The sequence below is a fragment of the Paenibacillus camerounensis genome (assembly GCF_000723885.1).
GTDB classification, from domain to species: Bacteria; Bacillota; Bacilli; order Paenibacillales; family Paenibacillaceae; genus Paenibacillus_AQ; species Paenibacillus_AQ camerounensis.
The window spans coordinates 68,613-92,821 of sequence record NZ_CCDG010000037.1; the positions used below are offsets into that span (position 1 = coordinate 68,613).

Here is a 24,209-nt window from a genome sequence, read left to right on the forward strand (position 1 = left end):
GGTTTCGATCCTTTTCTTATGCTTTATCTGAACGGTCCATGCACTCGTCCGAGCGGCTGTTAATCTTTACGCTGCATGCTTTGCGGCGTGAATACGATGTCCTCGGCAGGCTCAATAATTTCTTCCGAATAGCGGCCCACTGTGACTCTGCCGGCATAAATTTTACGGGCAGTGATTTTCCTTCCGGCTTTCAGGAATGAGTTGGCGCTCGATTCACCGCCTACGGTCTGGGCGGTGAGAGTTCCTGCCGCCTCCAGATTTGACCCGCGGCATATAGATTCCTGATGAAGGAAGGTGATATCGCCCGAGGAGAATAGCTCGCTTTGCAGAACCCCGTCCTTATGAATAATAATATCGCCGTTGGATTTAACCGTACTGTTCTGGCATTGGGGGAGGTCTACCCGGACCTGTGCTTCCTGCATGCGGGCTACACCGGAATACAGATCCTTAAGTAATTTTAAAAATGAAGCCAGAATAGCATCGCTGAAAAAATCAATGAATTGGGTCGGGCGTAAAAATACATCCAGCATGCGCTTCAACTGTTCTGTGTCCTGATGATAAGTATGCTTAATGTTGGAAAAGACGGACTGCAGATCACGGATGAGGCCGGGAATTTTTTTGTATTTGCTTTCCATCAGCAGAAGAATAATCTGACCGAACTTCGCGGTTTGCTGCCGCGATTCAACCTTCTCGGTAAGCAGGCTTGATGCCTGCCGCAACAAATGAACCTCTTCAATCAGCTGCTTGGAAAGGGTGTACAGTCGGTTATACATCACGCCGAAATAGCCGGAATACAGCTGGCTATTGATAACATTTCCCATAACCAATATGCTTCCTGTTGCTGTAATAGTAGAGCTGTAGACATTTCCGTAAATATAGACATTACCCAGTGACTCAATAATCATGTTATCTTCAACATCCTGATAGACAATGACATCGCCTGAAAATACAATATTACCTGTTTTGATATTCACATTACCAGGAATAACATATTCGGTTGATATATCAAAGTATTTGACGTTAGTACCTGTCATTCGCGGCCGGCCTTCCTTCAGCGCGGTGATTTCATGGCTCGGCAACAGCGCTGTATGCTCTTTGGCCACTACTTTTACATCCCTGGCCGGGGCCGCAGGCAGTATGCTTCCATAGACATCATACCCGGGAACCCCTTCCCGCGGCAGGTGCTTTCGGGCAATGATATCGCCTGTTTTTGCTGAGGGGATCCGCAGATGGTTTCGGTAATCCACAGAGCGTTCATTTTCATTTTCACTGAAAGCATTCTCAATATGCTCGGAAAAAAATAAATCCAGCTTTGCATCTGTACCCGGCACAGGGGGCTTGCCTTCCGCGACACAAACCGGCTGATGGCTCGGATTATTTAATTCTGCATAAATGACCGGGATATTAAGATTGCGTGTTATCGATCTTTTCTCAAAATCGGCTATGATCTGTTCAATGGTCAGTGTTGACAGCAGGAGGGTACGGTCGATGCGGGCCGTTAATTCGAGCTCGGTAGTTGCCGGGGAACTTACCAGAGTCCAGGCGTACTGCTGCACCCGTTCAATGGCTAGGAACGCTTTGAGCTTGTCGTCAGAGACTGTGATCTCGTACTGGAGAGGTTCATGTACCGTCCAGCTAATCCGATCTGTTGCCAACACCTCTACCGGACCTGTTACTAGCTCATTATTTAACTTGAGAATAAGGGGCGGATGTGCTGTGAGGACTGCCGGCTTGCCGCCGTGCATAGGAGAAGTAATATATATCTGATTGTTTTGGACGACAATCATTCCGTTGCTGATTTGTTTATCATTTGGCTGCTGGGCAACTGCGGATTTCCCCTCTGGCGCAATTTCCTTGACATCCAGCTGATCAATCAGCTCATTCAAATATTTCTCGGTAATTTTCTGGGGCATTTGGGGTTAGCTCCTTTTTGTGTAATCAGTGGCATTTGAACATAAGAGCCGGAAACAGCTCCTGGTGGCAGCCTGGCAACCGTGGATGCATGGTTACTGCATCTTTAGGCCCATTGCTTTGCGTCCTATCCTTTCAGATAGTTTGCCTTTAATAAATGGAACATTGATTCGGCCGATAACGAAGGTATTTATCCGACGAAAATCGACAAAAAAGAGTTTGAAGATTTGAACATTCAAATATATAAACTAAAGCAACCTTAATTCTAGTACTAAAGTCACTTATTTACAATATGATTTTTTAAACTATTAAATTTTATTTCTTTATCTTGAAATCAAAAGAATAACGTTATTATACCTGACATATCCGAAAGGTATTTTCACTTTTCTCTTTCCAATAGGGGTCATTTTATCTATAATGTTACATAAAGTAACATGAAGAACGCTGGTTAATAAATAAACTTAGTTAAGGAGGGGTGGCATGCATCTTACCGTCGAAGAAGCGTTGTCCATTTATCCTTTATCCGAGGCCAAGCTTATCGCCGGAGCCAAGGGCAAGCACAGAATTGTGAAGTCGATCAACGTAATGGATGCACCGGATATCTCGGACTGGATTAAAGAGGGGGAAATGCTGTTAACTACCGCGTATCTGATCAAGGACAGCCTTGAGGATGCTTCCGCACTGCTGCAGACTCTGAACCGGCGGGGCTCATCGGCGCTGGGCATTAAGCTGGGCCGTTTCTGGGATACCGTGCCGCAGGAGCTGATTGCCGAGGCTGAGACGCTGAATTTCCCGCTGATTGAGCTGCCGTTCCAGTTCACGTTCTCCGATCAGATGAACGGGCTGTTCCGCGCTGAATTATCGCGAAGCACCAGTGTGCTGCAGGGGATCCTGGAGAAGCAGCGCAAGCTGATGCGCTTTGCGCTCCGCTCCGGCCGCGGCCGCCCCCTCTTGGAGGCGGTATCTGAAGTGATCGGCTACAAGCTTGCGGTTGTAAGCAGCCGGGGGGATATTGTCTACAATAATTCTGAAATGAACAGCAGCCAGCTGCTGGAGGGCTGGCCGTGGCAGCACCGCAACCAGCGCTTCCGCGCCGGTGACAGAACGGGCCTGCGGCTGCCGCTGATGCAGGGAGAGAAGTGTACAGGGTTTCTTTTGTATTGTTCCATAGATCCGCTGCTGCTGCCTGTGGAGGAGAGCCTGTTCATCCAGGGAGCCGAGCTTATTTCGTATCATATTCATTCAGGATATGAGGATTATTTTGAACCGGCCGAGCACCGGGAATTCAGCAGCTTGCTGCGCCGCTGCCTGAGCGGCGGGCTCTCCAGCGCTGAACTGTCGCAGGCTGCGCTCAGGCTGGAGGTGAAGCTGCTGCATTCACCCTTTCAGCTGCTGCTGACTGAAACGGCAGTTGCCGGGGAAGAACGGCAGGGGGAGCTGCTGCGGCTGAAGGAGGAGTATGCGGAACACCCTGTATTAGGGAAGCTGAACAGCATTCATGTCATTATGGATGAGGGGCTGGTGTCATTGCTTCCGTCAACCGGACATAGCCCGGAGCAGCTCCGCGAGCTGATCCATGAATGCTTTCAGGGGCTGAAGCTTGATAACGGATATTCCCCGCGGGCTGCATTCAGCACGGTCAAGGTGAAGCCGGAAGGGCTGAAGGAAGCCTTTGCCGAGGTGAAGGAATGCATGTCGATAGCCCGGCACTGGGGCGCATACGGAAATGTGGTGCATTACCGGCAGCTTGAGCTGAACCTTCTGCTTGGCCAGATTCCGCCGGAATTAATGAAGAAATATATTCACGGCAATCTGCGCGGACTGCTCAGCCGGGAGCCGGAATACGTCAAGGAGATGCTCCATACACTGGAGGTCTATCTTGACAATGACGGCCATGTCAATGAAACAGCCAAAAAGCTGTTCATTCACCGCAACACGGCTACCTACCGGATTGAGAAGCTCAGTGAGCTGCTGGATGTTGACTTCAAAAAAATTGATGATCTGATGCGGCTTAAGCTCGTATTTGTTTTCCGGAAAATGCTGGAGCGTGAATAATGCTGTTAGTGTCCAAAACTTAGATGGGCGGGCGCTGCGGCGCTGCCGGAAGGAGTGGAGTTCATTGAAAATAGCAGGGATTTATCTGGCGGCAGGACCTGGAAGCCGGATGCGGGCTCCTAAAGTGCCGTTCAAGCTGTCTCCGGAAGTCAAGCTTGGAAGCATCGCCCTCAGTGAGCTTGAACGCTGTTCTCTTGATCCGCTGGTTGTAGTCGTCCGGGCAGATGATAATCTGGAATGGCTGCCGCCTGCTAATGAGCCGAGTACAAGGCGGACTGAAACATGCCTGACTGCCCATCTGGGCCTGTCCTTTTCTATGCGCTGCGGGCTGAACGCTATTTTGCCGATGCAGCCGGATGCAGTGGTGGTGGCGATTTCTGACCAGGCTTTTATTACAGCTTCGCTTGTAAGCCGTCTTAAGGACACCTATGTGCGGAACCCCGGACTGGATTATGTGGCCAGCACCAATGAAGGGATGAATATGCCGCCGGCTCTTTTTTCGCGGAGGATGTTCACGGTGCTGCAGGGGCTGGACGGGGATAAAGGAGCGGCTGAAATCATGCATTCCTCTGAGTATAAAGGGGTTGTGCTGGAGCCTGACCCTGCCCGTCTTTTTATGGATGCCGGAAGCCGGTTTGACTTTGGAGATATCCGTAAGGAATGGAGCCTTCGCGGTGAAAGCTGACATCTTTATAGGGCCTGCCAGATAAATGTAAGTTAATATCACATATTTTATATATAATTCGCTGCGGTTTAGTGCATCAGGCACAAAAAGATCCGAACTTCTTATTGTATAGCACAAACGTATGTTATGTAAATTTACGTAAACGCTCTGTCTCAGTATAGTAAAGATACATTAATGGTTTGAACCATTAAGAGAGATATCCTGGAGGAGGAGAATTATGAAAAAAAGGGGTCAGGGATTTACGGTGAGCCTAATGCTTACCTTTGCGCTTGCGGTAGTGCTGGCGGGCTGCGGAAGCAACAACAATGCTGCATCTACGAACACTGCTGCAACTGAGGCGCCGGCATCGGCGAATGCGGGGACAGCAACTGAGGCGGCAGCAACGACAGAGCCGGCAGCAGAGAAGCCGACGGTTGCTTTTGTCTACATTGGACCTCCGGGTGACGGCGGTTATACGTATCAGCATGACCAGGGCCGTCTGTATATGGAAAAAGAGCTGGGCATTAAAGCAGACTTCGTAGAGAATGTACCGGAAAGTGCCGATGCGGAACGTATTATTACTGAACTGGCACAAAACCACGACATTGTATTCACCACAAGCTTTGGATATATGGACTTCACCCTCAATGTAGCTAATAAATTCCCCAACGTGAAATTCCTCCATGCTTCCGGCTATAAGACAGCTGAGAATATGGGTACCTACTTCGGCAAGAACTATCAGGCAAGCTATCTGTCCGGTATCGCGGCAGGAAAAATGACTACTAAGAATCACCTCGGATATGTAGGTGCTTTCCCGATCAGTGAAGTTATTTATAATCTGAATGCATTTACGCTGGGCGCGCAGAGCGTTAATCCGGATATCAAGGTCGATGTTGTCTGGACGAACACCTGGTATGACCCGGCTACTGAACGCCAGGCGGCGATCAGCCTTCTCGATAAAGGCGCTGATGTCCTGCTGGCCTATCAGGATTCCCCGGCTACCCTCCAGGCAGCGGCTGAACGCGGTGCTTATGCCGGCGGTAATGACTCCGATATGAGCAAATATGCACCGGACAACTATCTGACCAACCCTGTATGGAACTGGGGTCCATACTACGTGAAGGCTGTTCAGTCCGTAATGGACGGAACGTGGAAGAGCGAGCAGTATTCCGGCGATATGGCTGACGGTATGGTTGAGCTTGCACCGTTCGGCAACAAGGTTCCAGATGATGTGAAGGCACTTGTAGAAGAGGCAAAGGCCAAAATCATCAGCGGCGAGCTGGAGGTATTCACCGGCCCGATCTCCGATAATCAGGGCAATGTTAAGGTCCAGGAGGGCCAGGCGCTTACCCTTGAGGAAATTCTCGGCATGAACTGGCTGACTCAGGGTGTAGAAGGTACAATCCCGCAATAACGGCTTGGCCTTAATATCATACTTCATGTTCATATGGGTGGGGCGGGTTCCAAGCTTGTGGAACCTTCCCCACCCGTACTACAACTATAAGGAAAGGAGCATCCCAATATGCAGGACCATTCGGTTGAAATGCGCGGGATTGTGAAGAGATTCGGTTCTGTAACGGCAAGCGATCAAGTCGATTTTTCGGCAAACGCGGGTGAGGTACACGCGCTGCTTGGTGAGAACGGAGCAGGTAAAAGCACAGTCATGAGCATGCTGTCAGGTGTATACCGGGCGGATGAAGGTGAAATTCTGATTCACGGCAAGCCGGCAAGAATCCGTTCCCCTAAGGATGCGGCGCTTCTGGGAGTCGGTATGGTGTTTCAGAACTTTAGACTTGTGCAGACGCTCACGGCAGCGGAAAATATCGTGCTTGGCGAAAAGTCGTCTTTCTGGCGGGGGAGCAAATGGATTAAGCAAAAGCATGAAGAAATAGACGCGCTGGGAGAGCAGTTCGGGCTGAAATTTCCGGTTGACCGTCCGATCTGGCAGCTGTCCGTCGGTGAGCAGCAGCGTGTGGAAATTGTAAAGACGCTGTACAGGGGGGCGGATATCATTATTCTGGATGAGCCGACCTCCGTGCTTACTCCGGGGGAGGCTGAGCAGCTGTTTGAAACGCTTAGAGTCATGAAGCAGTCAGGCAAGACGGTCATCATGACCACACATAAGATGAAGGAAGTCCTGGCTTCCTCAGACCGGATCTCCGTTATGCGTAAAGGTAAGATGATTGCCACACTGGCCACGGCACAGACAGATGAGCTGGAGCTGGCCCGCCTGATGGTAGGCAGAGAGGTGACGATTAGCCGCCAGGAGCGTGAAGCCACTCAGGGTGAACCGCTGCTTGTGGTCAACCGCCTGGAGGTCTCGGCCGATCATGGCCGCAAAGCGCTTGACGGCCTGTCGCTCTCCGTGTGCGAGGGTGAAATTGTCGGAGTTGCGGGGGTTGCGGGCAACGGACAGAAGGAGCTGGCAGAGGTGCTTACGGGACTGAGAACCTGGAGGAGCGGGGAGATCATTTTTGACGGCAGTCCGGTAAAAACAGCTTCTGTCCGCGGCGCCATTGATGCAGGGATATCCCATGTGCCTGAGAACCGTATGAAGAGCGGTCTGGCCGGCCGGCTCGGTTCGGTCGATAATCTGCTGTTCAAATCGTACCGGACGGAGGAGCATTCCAAGTTCGGTATTCTGAAGGCAGCGAAAAACCGGCTGTGGTCGCAGGAGCTGGTACAGCGTTTTGACGTGAAAACGCCGGAGCTTGATACTCCGGTACAGCAGCTGTCCGGCGGAAATCAGCAGAAGCTGCTGTTTGCCCGGGAGGTCAGCCATAAGCCTAAGCTGATGGTTGCGGTTCATCCGACACAGGGGCTTGATGTAGGAGCGACGGCAGGCGTGCATGATCTGCTGATGGAGCTGCGCGGCTCCGGCGGCGGCGTGCTGCTGATCTCTGAGGATCTGGATGAGCTGCTGCAGCTGTCAGACCGGATTCTGGTCATATTTGGCGGCGCAATCATCGGCGAAACCGATCATGAGCATGCAGACAGGGAACAGATCGGTTTGATGATGGCCGGTATCCGGCATAAGGAGGGCAGTGCGGTATGAGTCCAAAAAATACAGGTGATGCAGGCACGGCGCTTCTAGAGCCGGCTGCGGCTAAGTCCCGCAAAAACTTCGGGCTGCGTTTTGAATATGATTCCAGCCGTACCCGCTCCCCGTGGTGGTCGCCGATTCTGTCTGTCGTGCTGGCGCTGCTGCTGTGCGCAGTCTTCATTGCCGCAAACGGGATGAACCCGGTAACGGTCTATGAGAAGATGTTCCGCGGTGCCTTCGGCACCTCCTACGGCTTCACAGAAACAATGGTAAAGGCCATTCCGCTGCTGCTGTGCGGCCTTGGCATCGCAGTGGCATACCGGATTTCTGTATGGAATATCGGGGCGGAAGGGCAGCTGACGGTCGGGGCGATGGCAGCTACGGCGGTTACGATTTATTTTCCGGATTTGCCTTCCTTCTGGGCGATTACCCTGATGCTGATCTTTGGTACAGCAGCTGGTGCGCTCTGGGGCTTAATGACAGCTGTTCCCCGCACGCATTTTGGGGTTAATGAGCTGATTACCTCCCTGATGCTGAACTATGTGGCGCTGCTGGCACTGGATTATGTGGTGTTCGGTCCCTGGAAAGATCCTGCGGGCTTCAATTTCCCGGGATCACCGATGTTTACGGCTGCGCAGTCGCTGCCCGTACTCGGGACGACAAGACTGCATATCGGTCTGTTATTCGGCCTGGTCGCCGTCTTTATCTACTTTCTGATGGTCAAATTTACCCGCTGGGGCTATGAGCTGCGGCTGATTGGGGCTAACCCGACGGCTGCGCGCTATGCGGGCATTCATATTAAAAAACATATCATCATTGTAATGCTGATTAGCGGCGGCCTGGCGGGAATTGCCGGGATGGCCGAGGTCTCCGGGGTGACGCACAAGCTGATGCAGGGCATCTCGCCCGGCTACGGCTACACTGCAATTATCGTCGCCTGGCTTGCCAAGCTGAATCCGCTGGGCCTGATCGTTACCTCCGTCCTGTTCGGCGGCCTGATTGTCGGCGGCTACAGCGTACAGACCATCGGATTGCCTTCGTCTATTTCAGAAATGCTGCAGGGCTCTATCCTGTTCTTCCTGATTGCCGGCGATATGATTCACCGTTTCCGCATACGCCGGAGCGCTTAGCCGCGCTCTAGAGAGAAGGGAGTTAGACTATGGATTTCACTACACAGTTATTGATCGCGGCCATTTCCGCCGGGACTCCGCTGCTGCTGGCTACACTTGGCGGTATTCTGACCGAGCGTGCAGGCATCATCCAGCTTGGTGCAGAGGGGCTGATGCTGATGGGGGCCGTGAGCACCTGTATCGTCTATATCAACAGCGGTAATCTGCTGCTGGCCTTGCTTGCAGCTATTGCTGTGACCGCCCTGCTTGGTCTGGTTCATTCGTTCCTCTGTGTGACACTGAGAGCCAACCAGACGATGTCAGGACTGGCAATGACGCTGTTCGGGAGCGGACTGAGCGCTTATCTCGGTAAGTCGATCAGCGGCCTGCCGCTACCGGGAACTTCTCCCAAGCTTAACTTGAGCTGGCTGGAAGGGATTCCCGTGATCGGGGACATTTTCGGACGGCTGGATTATTTGACCTGGTTCAGTCTGCTGCTGGTGCTGGTGCTGCATCTGCTGATTCACCATACCTCATGGGGGCTGCATCTGCGGGCTGTGGGGGATAATCCGGCAACAGCGGATGTTATGGGTATCCGGGTACAGCTGATCCGCTACAGCTATGTTACTGCCGGTGCTGCACTGATCGGTCTGGCGGGGGCAGATATGGTGCTGGCCTATGCTCCTACCTGGAATGAAGGCCTTACAGCCGGCCGCGGCTGGATTGCCGTCGGACTTGTGATCTTTGCCAGATGGAATCCGCTGCGTGCCCTCTTCTGCGCATACTTCTTCGGGGCACTGGATTCACTCGGCTTCCGCATCCAACTGCTTGGCAGCGGTATCCCGTCCTATTTCCTTAAAATGATCCCGTATATTGTTACGATTCTGGTGCTGATGTATCTTGGCTACCGCAACCGCAACAAACCTTCAGGCACTCCGGAATCACTGGGTACGCCATACATCCGCGAGCAGCGGTTCTGACAAAAGAGGGCTTTTGCCGGATTATCTGTTATAATCACTGAAATCCATTTATTGTAGTTCAAACTTCTGACCGGTTGAATACAGTAAATGGACTTTTTTTACCCTTGAAGTTATATGAGAATTATCATTGCGCTGCTAATAAAACTATGGAAAGCGGGCGGGAGCATGAGTGCAGAAACAGATATCTTAACATTGGAGCAAATTAACGGCATGAGCCGGACGCAGTTTGTGGAGGCGCTCGGCGGAATTTTTGAACATTCACCCTGGGTTGCTGAGGAGGCTTACGCCTATCTCCCGGTCCGTTCTGCGGAGGAGCTGCACCGTGTAATGCTGCAGACGGCACGCAGTGCGCCGCGCAGTCAGGTTGATGAGCTGCTCAGAGCCCATCCGGATCTGGCGACCAGGCTGCAGGTAACCCCGCTGTCGGCGGCGGAGCAGCAGGGTGCGGGTCTTGACCGGCTGACGGCAGAAGAATTCGAACGGCTTACCGGGCTGAATGCAGCCTACACAGAGAAGTTCGGTTTTCCGTTCATTTTGGCCGTAAGGGGCAAAAATAAGGATGATATTATAGAAGCCATCTCTGAGCGGGTGCATCATCCGCTGGAGCAGGAGCGGGAGCAGGCACTTGAGGAAATCGGCCGGATTACCGGCTTCCGGCTGCATGATCTGCTGCCGGAAGCCGGGGGGGCGGCAGGATGAGCGGGCGGCTGACCACTCATGTACTGGATCTGATGCGCGGCGTACCTGCCGCCGGAATGACCCTTCAGCTGCGGAAGCTTGACGGCGGAGCGGGTGAGCTGCTGCGTGAAGCAGTGACGAACAGCGACGGCCGGCTGGATGCCCCGCTGCTGGCCGGCGGCGAGCTGGAAGCCGGCAGCTACGAGCTGCTGTTCTGGGCCGGGGATTATTTCCGCAGAGCGGCACTGGCTGCGGATGGAGCCGGAGGGACTGCGGCAGAGCCGGATGTGTTTTTTCTCGAACAGATTCCGATTCGATTTACCATTACGAACCCGGCGGAGCATTATCATGTTCCGCTGCTTGTAGCACCCGGAGGGTACAGCACGTACCGGGGAAGCTGACATAATAATTAGAACCGACGGCGGAGGTGACCGGACCATGAAGGAATCATATGAGCTTATCATCAGGAACGGGAATGTTGTGCTGCCCGGAGAAGTAGTCAAGGCGGATGTTGCAGTAAAAGACGGGAAAATAGCTGCAATAGGCGGGGGGCTTCCGGCTCTTCCGGACACCCGGATCATCGACGCAGAGGGGCTGTATGTTCTGCCGGGTATGATTGATATGCATGTCCACTTCAATGAGCCGTCCTTTGGACATTGGGAAGGCTTCCGCAGCGGCTCGGCGGCGCTGGCTGCCGGGGGCTGCACCTGCTATGCGGATATGCCGCTTAACGGCAATCCGCCTACGGTAAATCTGGCTGCGCTCCAGCTCAAGGCTGATGCGGCAGCCGGGAACTCCGCTGTTGATTATGTACTGTGGGGCGGACTTGTTCCCGGCAATCTGGAGGAGCTGGAGGAACTGGCTGCCGCCGGAGTCACCGGCTTCAAAGCCTTCATCTCCAATCCCGGCGGTGAAGGGGAAGGGCGCTTCCGTGAGGTGGATGATGATACCCTCTATCAGGGGATGCAGCGGATTGCCGCCTTTGGGGGGATTCTGGCACTGCATGCGGAGAGTGAGGAGATGACGGCAACGCTGTCTGCCGACGCTGTACGCCGCGGGCGGACCGGTGCACGGGACTTCGCCGCCTCCCGTCCGGCGGAGGCTGAGCTTGAAGCAGTGGCGAGAGCACTGCTGTATAGTGAGCGTACGGGCTGCCGGCTGCACTTTGTGCATATCAGCACGGCGGCAGCGATTGACATGATCCATGAAGCGAAACTGCGCGGGCTCGATGTATCGGCGGAGACCTGCCCGCATTATCTGGTTCTGAATGAGAGCAGTCTGGAGGAGCTGGGTGCGCTGGCCAAATGCGCACCGCCGCTGCGCAGCCCCGGGGAGCAGGAGAAGCTGTGGCAGGTGCTGGCTGACGGGCGCATTGAGCTGATTGCCTCTGACCATTCCCCTTGCCCGCCGGAGCTGAAGCTTGATCCGGGCCTTAGCTTCTTTGAAGCCTGGGGCGGTATCTCCGGGGCGCAGAGCAGCCTGGAGCTCATGTTCCATGAAGGTGTGATTAAGCGCGGCCTGCCGGTTACACAGATTGCGGCGCTGCTGGCGGAGCAGCCGGCCCGGCGGTTCGGGCTGGATCACCGCAAGGGCTCAATTGCTGCGGGACTGGATGCTGATCTGGTGCTGCTGGACCCTGACTGTTCCTACACGCTCAAGGCGGAAGATCTCCTGTACCGCCATAAGCACAGTCCTTATGCGGGTATGACTTTGTCCTGTAAAGTCATAGCAACTCTTAGCCGCGGGTCCGTGGTATACACTGCAGAGGACGGACTGCTTGCTGAAGACGGCGGTGAATGGCTGCGTGTTAACGAAGGGCGGTTCTCCCGATGAGTGCGCCGGCTATTAACGTTCCGGCGGAGCAGATGATGGAGCTGCTGGAGGAGCTTGCCGCCTTCAGTGCTCCGGGGCCGGGGGTATCCCGTCTCCTCTACACCCCGGAATGGCTGCAGGCACAGCGGTTTCTGCAGGAGAGAATGGCTGCGCTCGGCATGGGGGTCAGGATGGACGGAGTCGGTAATGTCTACGGAAGGTTTCCAGGCTCGCAGCCGGCCGCTAAAGTCATCTTAACAGGCTCTCATATCGATACCGTGCTGAACGGCGGACATTATGACGGTGCCTATGGGATTGCTGCTGCTGTTACTGCGCTCCACTACCTGATACAGAACTTTGGACAGCCGCTGCGGACGATAGAGGCCGTTGCCTTTTGCGAGGAGGAGGGCAGCCGCTTTCCGCTTGCCTATTGGGGCTCGGGCAATGTGACCGGGCTGTATGACGGAAGTGAAGCAGCGCGGTGTGCTGACTCTGCGGGAGTGACAATCGCTTCAGCTATGTCGGGCTGCGGACTAGCGTGCAGGCCGGAAGACCGCGGGGCTGCAGCCGCAGCCGGCGATGCAGGAGGGGGGACGCCCCTCAGAGAGGATATCGGGGCATTTGTTGAACTGCATATCGAGCAGGGCATTGTGCTGGAGCAAGCAGCGCTGGATATCGGGATCGTAGAAGCAATCGCCGGACAGCGGCGGTATAGTGTAAAGGTTGCCGGCAGCACCAACCATGCCGGCACCACACCGATGGGACTGCGCCGTGATGCGCTTGCCGGAGCTGCGGAGATGCTGCTGGCAATGGAGCAGGCGGCAATTGCAGCCGGTGATCCGCTGGTAGCTACCTGCGGGAAGCTGGAGGCGGCACCGGGGACTCCAAATGTTATACCGGGGGAAGTGCAGTTTACACTCGATATCCGGCATAGCGAGGCTGAGGCGCTGGAGCACTTTTGTTCCTTCATTCTGGATGTGTTTGCAGAGCTTGCCGCGAAGCGTGGGCTTACCTTACAGGTTACAGCTACCCTGGCTACATCTCCTGCGCCTATGGACACGGGATTAAATCGGCAGCTTGAGCATATAGCACGCCGTCAAGGAAGGAGCTTCCGCAGTATGGTGAGCGGAGCAGGCCATGATGCCCAGCTCTTTTCCCCTATGTGCCCTACGGCAATGATCTTTGTGCCGAGCAGGGCAGGCATCAGCCACTCTTCGGAGGAGTATTCTTCACCGGAGGAGCTGGCTGCCGGGCTGAATCTGCTTACTGCCGTATTATATGAGCTTGCCTATAAAGAAAGCTGAACATCAGAGGGAGAGGTTTGCATGAAGCGGTATGAAGATTTGTCGCCGTCCTTGCGGTGTATTATGACCCCGGGGCCGGTTGAGGTTGATCCGCGTGTACTCCGGGCAATGTCTTTTCCGGTGCTGGGCCAGTTTGATCCCGAATTTACGGATATTATGAATGAGACGATGGAGATGCTGCGCGAGCTGTTTAAGACAGACAATAAATGGGCTTTTCCGGTTGACGGCACTTCCCGTTCCGGCATCGAAGCTGTAATGGTCAGTCTGATTGCACCGGGCGACCGGGTGCTTATTCCGGTCTTTGGCCGGTTCGGCCATCTGCTGCATGAAATCGCGGAACGCTGCGGAGCCGAGGTGTATACGATAGAGAAAGAATGGGGCAGCGTGTTTGCACCGGAGGAAGTGATCTCTGCACTCCGCAGCTTCAAGCCGGACGTAGTGGCTATTGTCCACGGTGAAACGTCTACGGGACGGATGCAGCCGCTGGCTGAGATCGGGCGGGCCTGCCGGGAGCAGGATGCACTGCTGATTGTCGATGCTGTGGCTACAATCGGCGGCGTGCCTGTAGAGACGGATGAATGGATGCTCGATGCTGTTATCGGCGGGACTCAGAAATGCTTGTCTATTCCTTCCGGAATGGCTCCGGTTACGTATAATGAACGGGCAGAAGCCAAGCTGCTGAAGCGCAAGCAGGTTGAGCGCGGACTCCGGACTGGCGATTTCGAGGCAGGGGAGCTGCCGCCGGTACGCAGCAATTATTTTGACTTAAGCATGCTTCAGGATTACTGGAGCCCCCAGCGGCTGAATCATCATACAGAGATGACCTCAATGCTCTATGCGCTGCGGGAGGGCTTGCGGCTGGTGCTGGAGGAAGGGCTTACGGCGCGGCATGAGAGGCATGCCCTGCACGGGCAGGCGCTGGTTACGGGACTTACGGCGATGGGGCTTACACTATATGGTGATCCGGATTGTAAGCTGACCGTGGTGGCCTGCGTGCTGATTCCCGATGGGATTGACGGAGAGTCTGTGCGTACCATGCTGCTTGAACATTTCGGGATTGAGATCGCCAGCTCATTTGGTCCGCTAAAAGGGAAAATTTGGCGTATCGGCACAATGGGGTTCAGCTGCCGTAAAAATAATGTGCTGCGTGTACTCGGAGCGCTTGAGGCAACACTTTTACGGCATGGCTGCGATCTTTCCCCCGGACTTGGCGTTCAGGCGGCACTTGACGTATATGAGCCAAAAGGTAGATAATCTTCTGAACGGCAACTGGAGAAATACGATTATGATGCTTGCGGACAGTCCGGCTAATCCGGACTGTCCCGGCTTCACCCAGGAAACGGCTAGCGTCCCTCAAGGGGCGGCATAGCCGTTTTTATTAAAATATAAGCAAACCGGAGGGAGTGGAAGTCATGACATTCAAAAGAAAGCCTTTGGCGGATTGTGTGCCTGAGCTGGTGGCTACAGCGCGCGGAGATCAGAAGGCATCGCTGGTAATCAGGGGAGGAAAGCTGGTCAATGTGGTTTCCGGTGAAATACTGGAGGGCATGTCTGTTGCGGTACAGGGGGGGCGCATTGCTTATGTCGGTAAGGATGTCTCCCATACAATCGGCGGGAATACCCGGATTATCGAAGCGGCAGGCAAATACATCGCTCCCGGATTGCTTGACGGCCACTGCCATATTGAGAGTACACAGCTGACGGTAACGGAATTTGCCCGGGCAGTGCTGCCGCTGGGCACGACCGGCGGATTCTTTGATGCACACGAAATTGCCAATGTATTCGGGCTGAAGGGCATTAAGCTGATGCTGGATGAGATGCGCGGCACGCCGCTTGCAGCCTACATGCAGGTAGCGTCTTGTGTACCGTCTGCAGGTGCCGAATTCGAAACAACCGGCGCTTCGCTGGGACCGGCTGAGATTGCAGAGGCCTACACCTGGGGAAAAGATGTTATTGCCCTCGGTGAGGTGATGAATTTCCCGGGTGTTGTCTACGGGGATGACAAAATGATCGGTGAAATCCAGGCGACGCTGCGCGCCGGACGATATGTTGACGGGCACTTCACCTGGCCGTCCAGCGACTGGAGGCTTCCGGTCTATGCTGCTGCGGGCGTTACAGGTGACCATGAATGTGTAACGGCAGAGGATGTTATCGAACGAGTGCGGCTGGGAATGTACGCCAAAATGCGCCGCGGCTCTGCCTGGCATGACGTAGCCAAGACGATTGCTGCGCATACAGAGCATGGGCTTGACCCGCGCCGGATGATGCTCGTTACCGATGACCGGAGCTCGGAGTCGCTGCGGGATGAGGGACATATGGATTTTGTCGTAAGACATGCGATTTCCCAAGGGCTTAAGCCGGTTACCGCCTTCCAGATGGCTACGATTAACACTGCCGAACGCTTCGGGGTGGCCCGTGATATCGGTTCGGTTACGCCGGGCTCCTGCGCGGATATTATTCTGCTGGACGGAAATCTGGCTGATGTGAACGTAGTGACGACCATTGCGGCCGGTGTAGTGGTGGCTGAGAACGGCATTATGACGGCTGATCTACCGGTTTATACCTATCCTGAAGAGGTACGCGCCTCTGTCCATCTGCAGCAGCTGCCGGTGCCTGAGGATTTCATCATCCATGCTCCCGTAGAGTCGGGCAGCCTGGCTACCCGGGTAATCAAGGTTATTGAGAACCATGTGGAGACGGAGGAGCTGATCGTTCAGCTGCCTGTTGAGAACAGTGAGCTGCAGATCGAAGGGGGCCTCTGCAAAATCGCCGTGTTCGAGCGGCATAAGGGGACCGGTAACAAATCCGTCGGAGTGGTTGATGGAATTGGCTTCCATGAGCCTGCAGCGATTGCGATGACCGTTGCCCATGACAGCCACAATGTGCTGGTAATCGGTAACGACGATGCTCTGATGGCAAAAGCGGCCGCTGCCGTTGCAGAAGCCCAAGGCGGTGTAGCTGTAATAACGGCGGCAGGAACCACGTTATTCCCGCTGGCTATCGCCGGACTGATGTCCGCAGAGCCGTTCGAAGTGGCGGCGGCCCAGTCCGCGGCCATCAGCACAGCGCTGTATGATGCGGGCTGCACGCTGAACTACGCCTTTATGACGCTGTCCCTGCTGGCGCTTGCCGTTATCCCGACGCTGCGGATTTCCGATAAGGGTCTGGTGCGGATCTCGCCGGAAGACGGCATTCAGCTGGTGCCTTTATTCTGCTGACCGGCTCCTGTTGAAATAACTCCATAGTATAGAAAATGCCTTCAGCCGGTTTCCGGTCTGGAGGCATTTTTTAATAGCTTATTTTTATAACTCAGATATAGTTGGATTTTCGCTGCTTAATTTCGGTTTTTTGCGTTGTTTGCGACCATTAGTCGGAAAAATGCCATCTATTTCGGACAATTTAACGCGCGGAGGTAATTATGGCGAAATTAGGTTGCGTTTTTCCACTTAGTTTCCTGTTAGAGGGCATTTTCGGAGAATTAGGTTGCGTTTTTCCATTTAGGTTATATTGAGATTCCTGTCTAACGAAACTCACCATATAAACGTTCAATATACGAATAAGTCTCTGACCAATTCAGGCTGGCCGCATTGCTGAGCAGGATCACACTGAACTGCTGTTCATAGAACCTTACGATAATGCTCCGGAAGCCTGCGTCACCGCCTGTATGCCAGATGGTTTTGGCGCCGCAGCGTTCCTGAATCATCCACCCGTAGCTGTAGCCGCCCCAATATTCTGTTAAAGGCTTGCCGGATGAGTCCAGGCCGGGAGCGAATAGAGCGTGCTTTGCCTCCTCTCCCAGCAGCTGATTGCCGTATAACGCATCATCCCACTTTTTCATATCCTCTAAGGAAGAAAAGACATTGGCTGAACCGGTAGCCAGCGTATCCGTGTAGTTGCATTTCCAGTTCTCTCCGCATTGCTCATATCCGTAAGCACGGTTAAGAATAACCGGCTGTTCTTCATTGAAAACCGTGGTGTTCTCCATGCCGATGACCCCGAATATATATTGCTTCAGGTAGTCCCGTAAAGACAAGCCTGTTATCCGCTCGATAATCAGTGCCAGCAGCACATAGTTGGAGTTGGAATATTCAAATGCGCTGCCCGGAGTGAAGCGGAGCTGCTCCTGCTGTGTAAGTAGGCTGAGAATCTCGGCGTTGTCAGAGTGCAGGGCGTTCTGGCGCGCTTTTTTCCACAAAAGATCATTGTAATCTGTTAACCCTGCCGAGTGGTGGGCCAGCTCGTAGACAGTAACCTCTCCCGCATAATGCCGCAGCTCCGGTATAAAACGGGTCAGCTTATCCTTGGCGCAAAGTTCGCCCCGTTCCATAAGCTGAAGAATAGCCATGCCGGTAAACGGCTTGGAGACAGAGGCCAGATTGAAGACACTGTCCATTTGCAGAGGTATCCTATGCTCGCAGCTCGCGAGACCGAGGGTATCCTGATAGACTATTGTACCTTTTAGGTTAGCGATTACACCGATTCCGGGGCTAATGTCATTAAACGCTGTAAAAGAATCCTTGAGCCGCAAACTGTTCATTGTGCCGCCTCCATAATATATGTGCTAACAGTTATTTCCATGGCGAATTGCCCTTTCCCTGCATCAAACAGCTCCAATGGTTACAGTTCTGTCATAAAGGCGATAATATTAACCGATTTATCACAATTTGAAACATTTTGTTGTCGAAAATAATAAAAAACATTAACAATCCTGCAGAAATGGACGATAATACTTTTAAATTAATTAAAATTGGTTTGAAATTGCTGACTACGAGACATAATGCTGTAAGTTTAAATATACGGAACGGGGTGTATGAGATGATCAGATTAGGAACACAGGACATTGTGAATATCACAATGAAGCAAATTGCCGGCATCTTCAAAATGGAGCCTGTTGAGCTCAGATTTGTTAACGATTTTCAGGGTGAGCAATATCTGCTAACCAATGATAAGCTGCATCTCAGCAACCAGCAGTACTGGGCAAAGGTTATGGATTGCGTGTTCGAAAATCATGTCAGACCGGTTCTGATGTGCGAGGTGCTGTATTTCCTCCGTAATGAGTTTATGGAGAGTGACATTAAGCTCAGATTCTCTTACGATTTTGCGGAAGGGGCAGAGGGTGCGGCAACAGCGACAGCAGAGATTAGCTTCAATGATACTCCTGATCTGCAGCCAGCCGAAATTGCTGAACTGATTGATTTAGCCTTGTCTATGCAGGATAAAGTGTGGTTCGAGGAATTGACTACAAAGTTCAAACAATTGACCGCTTAAGCCTGGCTGTCTATCTGAATTTAAGCCTAGATTCTTGAAGATCTATTATCATAAGCCGCATGCTCCCGTGCTGTATTGACGGAGGCAGCGGCTTTTTGTGTGGGGTTTTTCGGAGAAAAGAATTAGTGGAAATTCACCGGCCCGGCATCCGGCAGCCAGCCCCTGGCATTCTCCTCGACCATACCGGCCAGAAAACCGAGCCATTCCGGGCTGTCGTTAAGGCAAGGGACAGCGAGGAAGCCTTCTGCGTCTCCGCCGCCTGAAGCATAGAATTCACGCCCCTCCACAGCCAGCTCATGGAGCGTCTCCAGACAGTCCGTCACCAGGCCCGGTGAGAAAATCACCGGCCTCCGGATTCCCCGTCCGGCCAGACCTTTCAGCACCTCTTCAGTGGAAGGGCCTACCCATTCCTCCCGGCCGAACCTTGACTGGAAGCTGATCTGCCAGCGGTCCGGCTCCCAGCCCATCGCCTCTGCCAGCAGGCGGGCCGTTTCATGGCATTGCTGAGGATAGGGATCGCCTGTCTCGGCATATCTGCGGGGGATTCCGTGAAAGGAAAGTACCGCGAAATCAGGCGCTGTATCTGATAGCGCAAGCTGTCTGAGCAAATGCTGCTTCATAGCTGATATATATCCCGGTGCATTATAATATGTATCTATAAAACGAAGGGCTGGAACGAAGCGTTTCGTTACCGGACCTGAGGCGCTGTTTCTGCCAAGCGCGGCGAAGCAGGCGGCATCGTAGACAGATGCAGTAGTTGTAGAAGAGTATTGCGGGAATAAAGGGACGATTATAATCCGCTGTACTCCGGCAGTCTCAAGTGCCGCCACGGCCTGCTTCATTCCCGGTTCACTGTAGGCGAGCCCGAGCTCAACCCGGAAGCGTCTGCCCAGCAGCATCTGCAGGGCATTCTTCTGGGCCTGCGAGTGCAGGAGCAGAGGCGATCCGTCCTTGTGCCAGATGGAGCTGTAGAGTGCGGCAGACTTTCGCGGACGTACACGCAGAATGATACCCCGCAGCAGGGGCTGCCAGAGCAGGGGAGGATAATCAATGATCCGGCGGTCCGACAGGAATCTGCGCAGATAAGGGCGCACAGCCTTAGCGTCTGGCGCATCAGGTGTTCCGATTTGGGCGAGAATGACTCCGATTAACGGCTGGTTCATTGTGGCGGTTGCTCCTTTTTATAAACATGACATCGTTTAAAAATATCACACATATCGTCAAGCATACAATACATAAAATCATTGGATTATCATAAGACGGAGGAAATGGGAGATTTTGAGAGTTAGTTGAAATATTTTTTTCATGTTAAGGGCAAATAGTGATGTTTCTTATAGGGTGTGTGATTTTATATACAGAGAAAGGAAGCCGGGATTTGTTACCATCAAGCCAGAAATCACCTCACTGAGGTTTTGAAAATTTATGTGAATTAATTCACCTTTTATGTGATTTTTTTCACCTTATGCATCCGGCAATAGCAGACAAAAGCAGCCAGCATCTAAAGACAGAGGAAACGGGTCATGAACGATTGGGAGAGGGGGGATGTTCTCTTATGAAGAAACAGGCTGTTCTTCGTAAGAAAGGACAGGTAGAGGATTGGCAGGAGGATCGTATTAAAAAGCTATATACTACTGGGGATTAGGTAAAGGAGAGCACGCCTTGAAAAAACTATTTTCTTTGACTATCAGCGCAGCCCTGCTGCTTGCGCCATTTGCTTACACTATTAATGTACCGGCACTGAAGCTGACTGTGGATGCCGTATCGGCCGCTTCGGAGGAGGCACCGGCACCGGCAGCTACAGCTAAACCGGCTGCTAAACCAACTGCGAAGCCGACACCAAAGGCTACAGCTAAACCAACCGCTAAGCCAACGCCAAAAGCAACAGAAAAGCCTGCTGCAACACCAAAAGCGACAGTTAAACCGGCGGCAACTGCTAAGCCTGCGGCAACAGTAAAGCCTGCGGCAACTGCCAAACCGGCAGCAACTGCTAAAGCAACAGCTAAACCGGTTGCAACCGCAAAACCTGTAACCGTTAAAGAAAACGTCTATAAAGACGGAGTCTATGTTGCTTACGGCAATGCTTACTCCAAGGGAACAGAAGGCGCTAAGGTTACTATCAAGGACGGTAAAATTGCTGATCTTGAACTGATGAGAACCAGCCCTAAGCTGATCGACCGCAATGTCCGCGATAACTACAGCGGCGTATGGGCTGCTTACAGCCTGATGAAGGATAAGCTGCTCGGCAAAACAAGAGACGGCGCAGCAGCAGTGGATGCCGTATCCGGCGCAACCCGCACCAGCAACGGCTGGAAGCTGTCGATTGACAGAGCATTTGCCAGAGCGCTGGAAGTGAAGCCTGCTGACGCTACATATTTTGCAGGTGACCACATGGGTATCGACCCGGAAGGCAAATACGCTGTATTTGCAAGCTATGATGAGAACAGCCTTACTGCGGTTAAGCTGTATCCGCTGACTGCTGCCGGTGATTTCGTAGACGAAAAAACCTACACTGCAGAGCAGACCGCTGCAATCGCAGCCATCACGCCTGCACTTCTGGCTAAGGGTTCCTCCGCACAGGCGGTTCCAGGCTATGAAGTGGAATCCAGAGCTGCAATCAACGCATTCTGGGATGCAGAGCAGAACGCTGTAATCAACAACACTTCCGCTTATGTTGACGGATTCTATTCTTCCTACGGTACAGCAAGAAGCGTAGGCGTAGAGAAGGCGGATATCGTAATCCGTAACGGCAAGCTGGTGGATGTTAAGCTGTACAGACTTGGCACCAACCTTATTGACAGAGGTGCAACTGCTTATGCCGAAGTGGTAAAAGCAAACGCCCCAATGACTGCTAAATTGCTTGCCAACGGCTCTTATATTGCTAATTACGATGAAAAGGTTGACGGTATCTCCGGTGCTACCGAGAGCAGCCACGGCTGGAATCAGGCTGTAGAAAGAGCATTCGATAAAGCACTTAAGGTCTCTTCCGAAGGACAATATTTCGACGGTAAATTTGCAGGTGTGGATAACCAGTCCCAAATCATGCTGCTGGTTGATATTGAAGCAGATGAAGTAACCGGCCTTACGCTGAGCCTGTTTGGCACTGACGGCAAGCTGATTGCAGACGCCAAACTGACTGCAGAGCAAAAAGCACTGGTTGACCAGCTGAAGGTAGGCCTGCTTGATAAAGGCACAGCACTGGCTGATGTTACAGGCCAGGAAGCTCTCTCCGCTGCAGCAAGAGCAGCACTGACAGACGCTCTGGTTAATGCATCCAAGGTACAAGGCGAATACAAAGACGGCACATTCACTGCATACGGTGATGCTTATGATAAAGGCACCAACAAAGCAGACGTTACCCTGCGTAACGGAAAGATCGTAAATGTAGTACTGTCCCGCGTGGGCATGAACATGGTAGACCTGGGCAAAGCCGCTTATGCAGAAGTGCAAAAGGCGATCCCGCAGCTGACAGCAAGCTTCCTTGCTGCCGGTACAAGAGAAGGTGTGCAGCAGGTTGATGCCGTATCCGGCGCAACAAGCAGCAGCAACGCACTGAAAGCGGCAGTAGACAGAGCTTACGGTAAAGCTGAAGTTGAAGAAGCGCACAAAGCAGCATACTTTAACGGTATTTTCATCGGTGCAAGCACTGATAAATCCGTAAACGTTATGGTTACTGTGAAGAACAATGTTCCTGTAGCAATGCTTGTGTACTATCTGGATGCTAACGGTAAAGTGAAGACTCCGGAATATCTGACAGCCGCCCAGCTTGCGGTGAAGAGTGAGATTGAGTCCACTTCGACCGGCAACAGCCTGCATAAATACGGGTACAAAGCAGCGGCATTCGGTGCTAACGATGCTGAAAAGGCCGTTTCTGCCAAAGCGGTAGAAGCTATCAAAGCGGCTCTTGAAGCAGCAGGCAAGTAAGCATTAACCAGTATAAGCAAGGGGTTGCCCTCAGCCGTGCAAATGGCGGGGGGCGGCCCCTTTTGGTGTATTATTCGGGTATATTATAGTAGACTTAATGTAACTGCGGCATATTTCAGTATGAGATTCGTATAGTAGTTAAAGGGATTTCACAGACAATGTCTAAAGTTTACTATATACAGCAGGTGTTAGCCTGTTAATAACGGGAGGCTCCAACATGACACTTATCAAACAGCTATCTCCACAGGAAGAATTTACCGGATTTTATCTGCTCAGAGAGCTGGCAATCAAACAAACGAACGGCACTCCTCCAAAGGATTATTTTGATATCGTATTAGGTGACTCCAGCGGTCAGATCTCCGCCAAGTTCTGGGATGCCAGTACTACGGACAAGGAGACTTTTTTTCCGATGGCGCTGGTAAAGGTCCGCGGGATTGCCCACACCTACCGTGAAAAGCTGCAGGTTAAGATTACCAAACTGCGGCTGGCGGAGGAATCGGACGGCGTGTCCCTGACTGAGTTTATCCGTTCTGCTCCGCTCCGGCCGGTGGACCTGCTGCATACGATTAAAGGGGCAATGTCCAGTATCCGCGATGCTGAAATTGCTGCAATTGTTGCCTTTTGTGTAGGTAAGGTTGAGGAAAAGCTGATGCACTATCCGGCTGCCAAAACATATCATCATGCCTACTACGCCGGACTGGCTTACCATATTGTGCGGATGCTGGAAATCGGTGAATTCCTGTGCAAGCAGCGCCCGTTCCTGAATCCTGATCTTATGCGGGCAGGAATCATTCTGCATGATATCGCCAAGCCGGAGGAGATGATCTCAAGCTTCGGGATTGTCTCAGACTACAGTGTGCAGGGCAAGCTGATCGGCCACATTTCTATGGCGTCGAACTGGATAACCGAGGCTGCTATCCGCACAGGGATTGAGCTGGAGTCGGAAAAGGTGCTGGCGCTCCAGCATCTCGTCCTCTCCCATCACAATCTGGGTGAATGGGGCAGTCCCGTGCAGCCGCAGACGGCCGAAGCAGTCGCGCTGCATCATATCGATGCGATGGATGCCAAGCTGCAGATGGTTGAGGATGCGCTCGATACGACGCCGGAAACAGAGGAATGGACGCCTTTTATCAGAGGACTGGAAAATAAGGCGGTATACCGGCTGAAGCTGTAGACAGCTGGAATAGCTGGAAATAGCTTCGGCGTGCAGCCGAATCAAAAAGCAGGTTCACCCGGTTTCGGGGGAACCTGCTTTTTGGTATGCGGATCGGCCGGGGAAAGGGAGAGAAGGGGGAAAGTGTGAGAAGCCAAGGGTAAAATTGCCTCTGATTGCGCTAGTATGGAGCGGAATGGGCGAATGAAGGGCAAAAAGGCCTCTGATTGCGCTAGTATGGAGCGGAATGGGCGAATGAAGGGCAAAAAGGCCTCTGATTTCGCTGATATGGAGTGAAATGGGCGAATGAA

General features: G+C 52.9%; 19 protein-coding genes and 1 riboswitch. Of the genes, 16 read left to right on the forward strand and 3 right to left on the reverse strand.

Features of this window, described 5'->3' with window-relative positions; translation table 11 throughout:
- Positions 1 to 59: 59 nt before the first annotated feature.
- Entirely contained in the window at positions 60 to 1,913 is a 1,854-nt protein-coding gene (locus BN3772_RS14095; RefSeq protein WP_042200161.1) for a DUF342 domain-containing protein, read from the reverse strand.
- Positions 1,914 to 1,976: 63 nt separating this feature from the next.
- A riboswitch (cyclic di-GMP riboswitch) is annotated at positions 1,977 to 2,070 on the reverse strand.
- A 321-nt stretch (positions 2,071 to 2,391) separates the two neighbouring features.
- On the opposite strand from BN3772_RS14095, the gene BN3772_RS14100 reads away from it, so the two are divergent.
- The 13 genes from BN3772_RS14100 (at position 2,392) to BN3772_RS14155 (ending at position 16,774) form a co-directional block, all read left to right on the forward strand.
- A complete protein-coding gene (locus tag BN3772_RS14100) occupies positions 2,392 to 3,966 on the forward strand; it encodes a PucR family transcriptional regulator (protein WP_042200163.1) in 1,575 nt (524 codons plus the stop codon).
- Between the two features lie 64 nt (positions 3,967 to 4,030).
- Positions 4,031 to 4,651 (forward strand): NTP transferase domain-containing protein, encoded by a 621-nt coding sequence (locus BN3772_RS14105; protein WP_042200165.1) that lies wholly within the window; start codon positions 4,031 to 4,033, stop codon positions 4,649 to 4,651.
- A gap of 217 nt (positions 4,652 to 4,868) precedes the next feature.
- Entirely contained in the window at positions 4,869 to 6,044 is a 1,176-nt protein-coding gene (locus tag BN3772_RS14110; RefSeq protein ID WP_042200167.1) for a BMP family ABC transporter substrate-binding protein, read from the forward strand.
- 108 nt (positions 6,045 to 6,152) lie between these two features.
- Positions 6,153 to 7,685 (forward strand): ABC transporter ATP-binding protein, encoded by a 1,533-nt coding sequence (locus BN3772_RS14115; RefSeq protein ID WP_042200168.1) that lies wholly within the window; start codon positions 6,153 to 6,155, stop codon positions 7,683 to 7,685.
- Complete coding sequence (locus tag BN3772_RS14120) at positions 7,682 to 8,803, forward strand: ABC transporter permease (protein ID WP_042200169.1); 1,122 nt, start codon at positions 7,682 to 7,684, stop codon at positions 8,801 to 8,803. Before BN3772_RS14115 ends, BN3772_RS14120 begins: the two co-directional genes overlap by 4 nt.
- A 29-nt stretch (positions 8,804 to 8,832) precedes the next feature.
- Positions 8,833 to 9,762 carry an ABC transporter permease gene (locus BN3772_RS14125; RefSeq protein ID WP_042173840.1) on the forward strand — a complete coding sequence of 310 codons (930 nt, stop codon included), beginning with the start codon at positions 8,833 to 8,835 and terminating at the stop codon, positions 9,760 to 9,762.
- 165 nt (positions 9,763 to 9,927) lie between these two features.
- Complete coding sequence (uraD, locus tag BN3772_RS14130; protein WP_042200171.1) at positions 9,928 to 10,461, forward strand: 2-oxo-4-hydroxy-4-carboxy-5-ureidoimidazoline decarboxylase; 534 nt, start codon at positions 9,928 to 9,930, stop codon at positions 10,459 to 10,461.
- Complete coding sequence (uraH, locus tag BN3772_RS14135) at positions 10,458 to 10,841, forward strand: hydroxyisourate hydrolase (RefSeq protein WP_042200173.1); 384 nt, start codon at positions 10,458 to 10,460, stop codon at positions 10,839 to 10,841. Before uraD ends, uraH begins: the two co-directional genes overlap by 4 nt.
- Positions 10,842 to 10,878: 37 nt before the next feature.
- Positions 10,879 to 12,273, forward strand: coding sequence for an allantoinase (locus BN3772_RS14140; protein WP_042200174.1), 1,395 nt, complete (start codon positions 10,879 to 10,881; stop codon positions 12,271 to 12,273).
- Positions 12,270 to 13,556, forward strand: coding sequence for a Zn-dependent hydrolase (locus BN3772_RS14145; RefSeq protein ID WP_042200175.1), 1,287 nt, complete (start codon positions 12,270 to 12,272; stop codon positions 13,554 to 13,556). Before BN3772_RS14140 ends, BN3772_RS14145 begins: the two co-directional genes overlap by 4 nt.
- A 21-nt stretch (positions 13,557 to 13,577) precedes the next feature.
- Positions 13,578 to 14,810: a pyridoxal-phosphate-dependent aminotransferase family protein gene (locus BN3772_RS14150; RefSeq protein ID WP_042200176.1), complete on the forward strand. Its 1,233-nt coding sequence runs from the start codon at positions 13,578 to 13,580 to the stop codon at positions 14,808 to 14,810.
- Positions 14,791 to 14,925 (forward strand): hypothetical protein, encoded by a 135-nt coding sequence (locus tag BN3772_RS31530; protein ID WP_280114389.1) that lies wholly within the window; start codon positions 14,791 to 14,793, stop codon positions 14,923 to 14,925. The genes BN3772_RS14150 and BN3772_RS31530 overlap by 20 nt, the downstream gene beginning before the upstream one ends.
- Positions 14,926 to 14,968: 43 nt before the next feature.
- Positions 14,969 to 16,774 carry an adenine deaminase gene (locus BN3772_RS14155; RefSeq protein WP_425280439.1) on the forward strand — a complete coding sequence of 602 codons (1,806 nt, stop codon included), beginning with the start codon at positions 14,969 to 14,971 and terminating at the stop codon, positions 16,772 to 16,774.
- Positions 16,775 to 17,076: 302 nt separating this feature from the next.
- Here BN3772_RS14155 and BN3772_RS14160 read toward each other — a convergent pair whose 3' ends face one another.
- Positions 17,077 to 18,093: a serine hydrolase domain-containing protein gene (locus BN3772_RS14160; protein WP_052380504.1), complete on the reverse strand. Its 1,017-nt coding sequence runs from the start codon at positions 18,091 to 18,093 to the stop codon at positions 17,077 to 17,079.
- A 278-nt stretch (positions 18,094 to 18,371) separates the two neighbouring features.
- Between BN3772_RS14160 and BN3772_RS14165 the strand changes: the two genes are divergently transcribed.
- Complete coding sequence (locus BN3772_RS14165; RefSeq protein ID WP_042200179.1) at positions 18,372 to 18,824, forward strand: IDEAL domain-containing protein; 453 nt, start codon at positions 18,372 to 18,374, stop codon at positions 18,822 to 18,824.
- A gap of 122 nt (positions 18,825 to 18,946) precedes the next feature.
- On the opposite strand, the gene hemH is transcribed toward BN3772_RS14165, so the two are convergent.
- Positions 18,947 to 19,987 carry a ferrochelatase gene (gene hemH, locus BN3772_RS14170; RefSeq protein WP_042200180.1) on the reverse strand — a complete coding sequence of 347 codons (1,041 nt, stop codon included), beginning with the start codon at positions 19,985 to 19,987 and terminating at the stop codon, positions 18,947 to 18,949.
- 496 nt (positions 19,988 to 20,483) lie between these two features.
- Between hemH and BN3772_RS14175 the strand changes: the two genes are divergently transcribed.
- A complete protein-coding gene (locus BN3772_RS14175) occupies positions 20,484 to 22,745 on the forward strand; it encodes an FMN-binding protein (RefSeq protein WP_042200181.1) in 2,262 nt (753 codons plus the stop codon).
- 217 nt (positions 22,746 to 22,962) lie between these two features.
- Entirely contained in the window at positions 22,963 to 23,919 is a 957-nt protein-coding gene (locus BN3772_RS14180; protein WP_042200182.1) for a 3'-5' exoribonuclease YhaM family protein, read from the forward strand.
- Positions 23,920 to 24,209 lie beyond the last annotated feature (290 nt).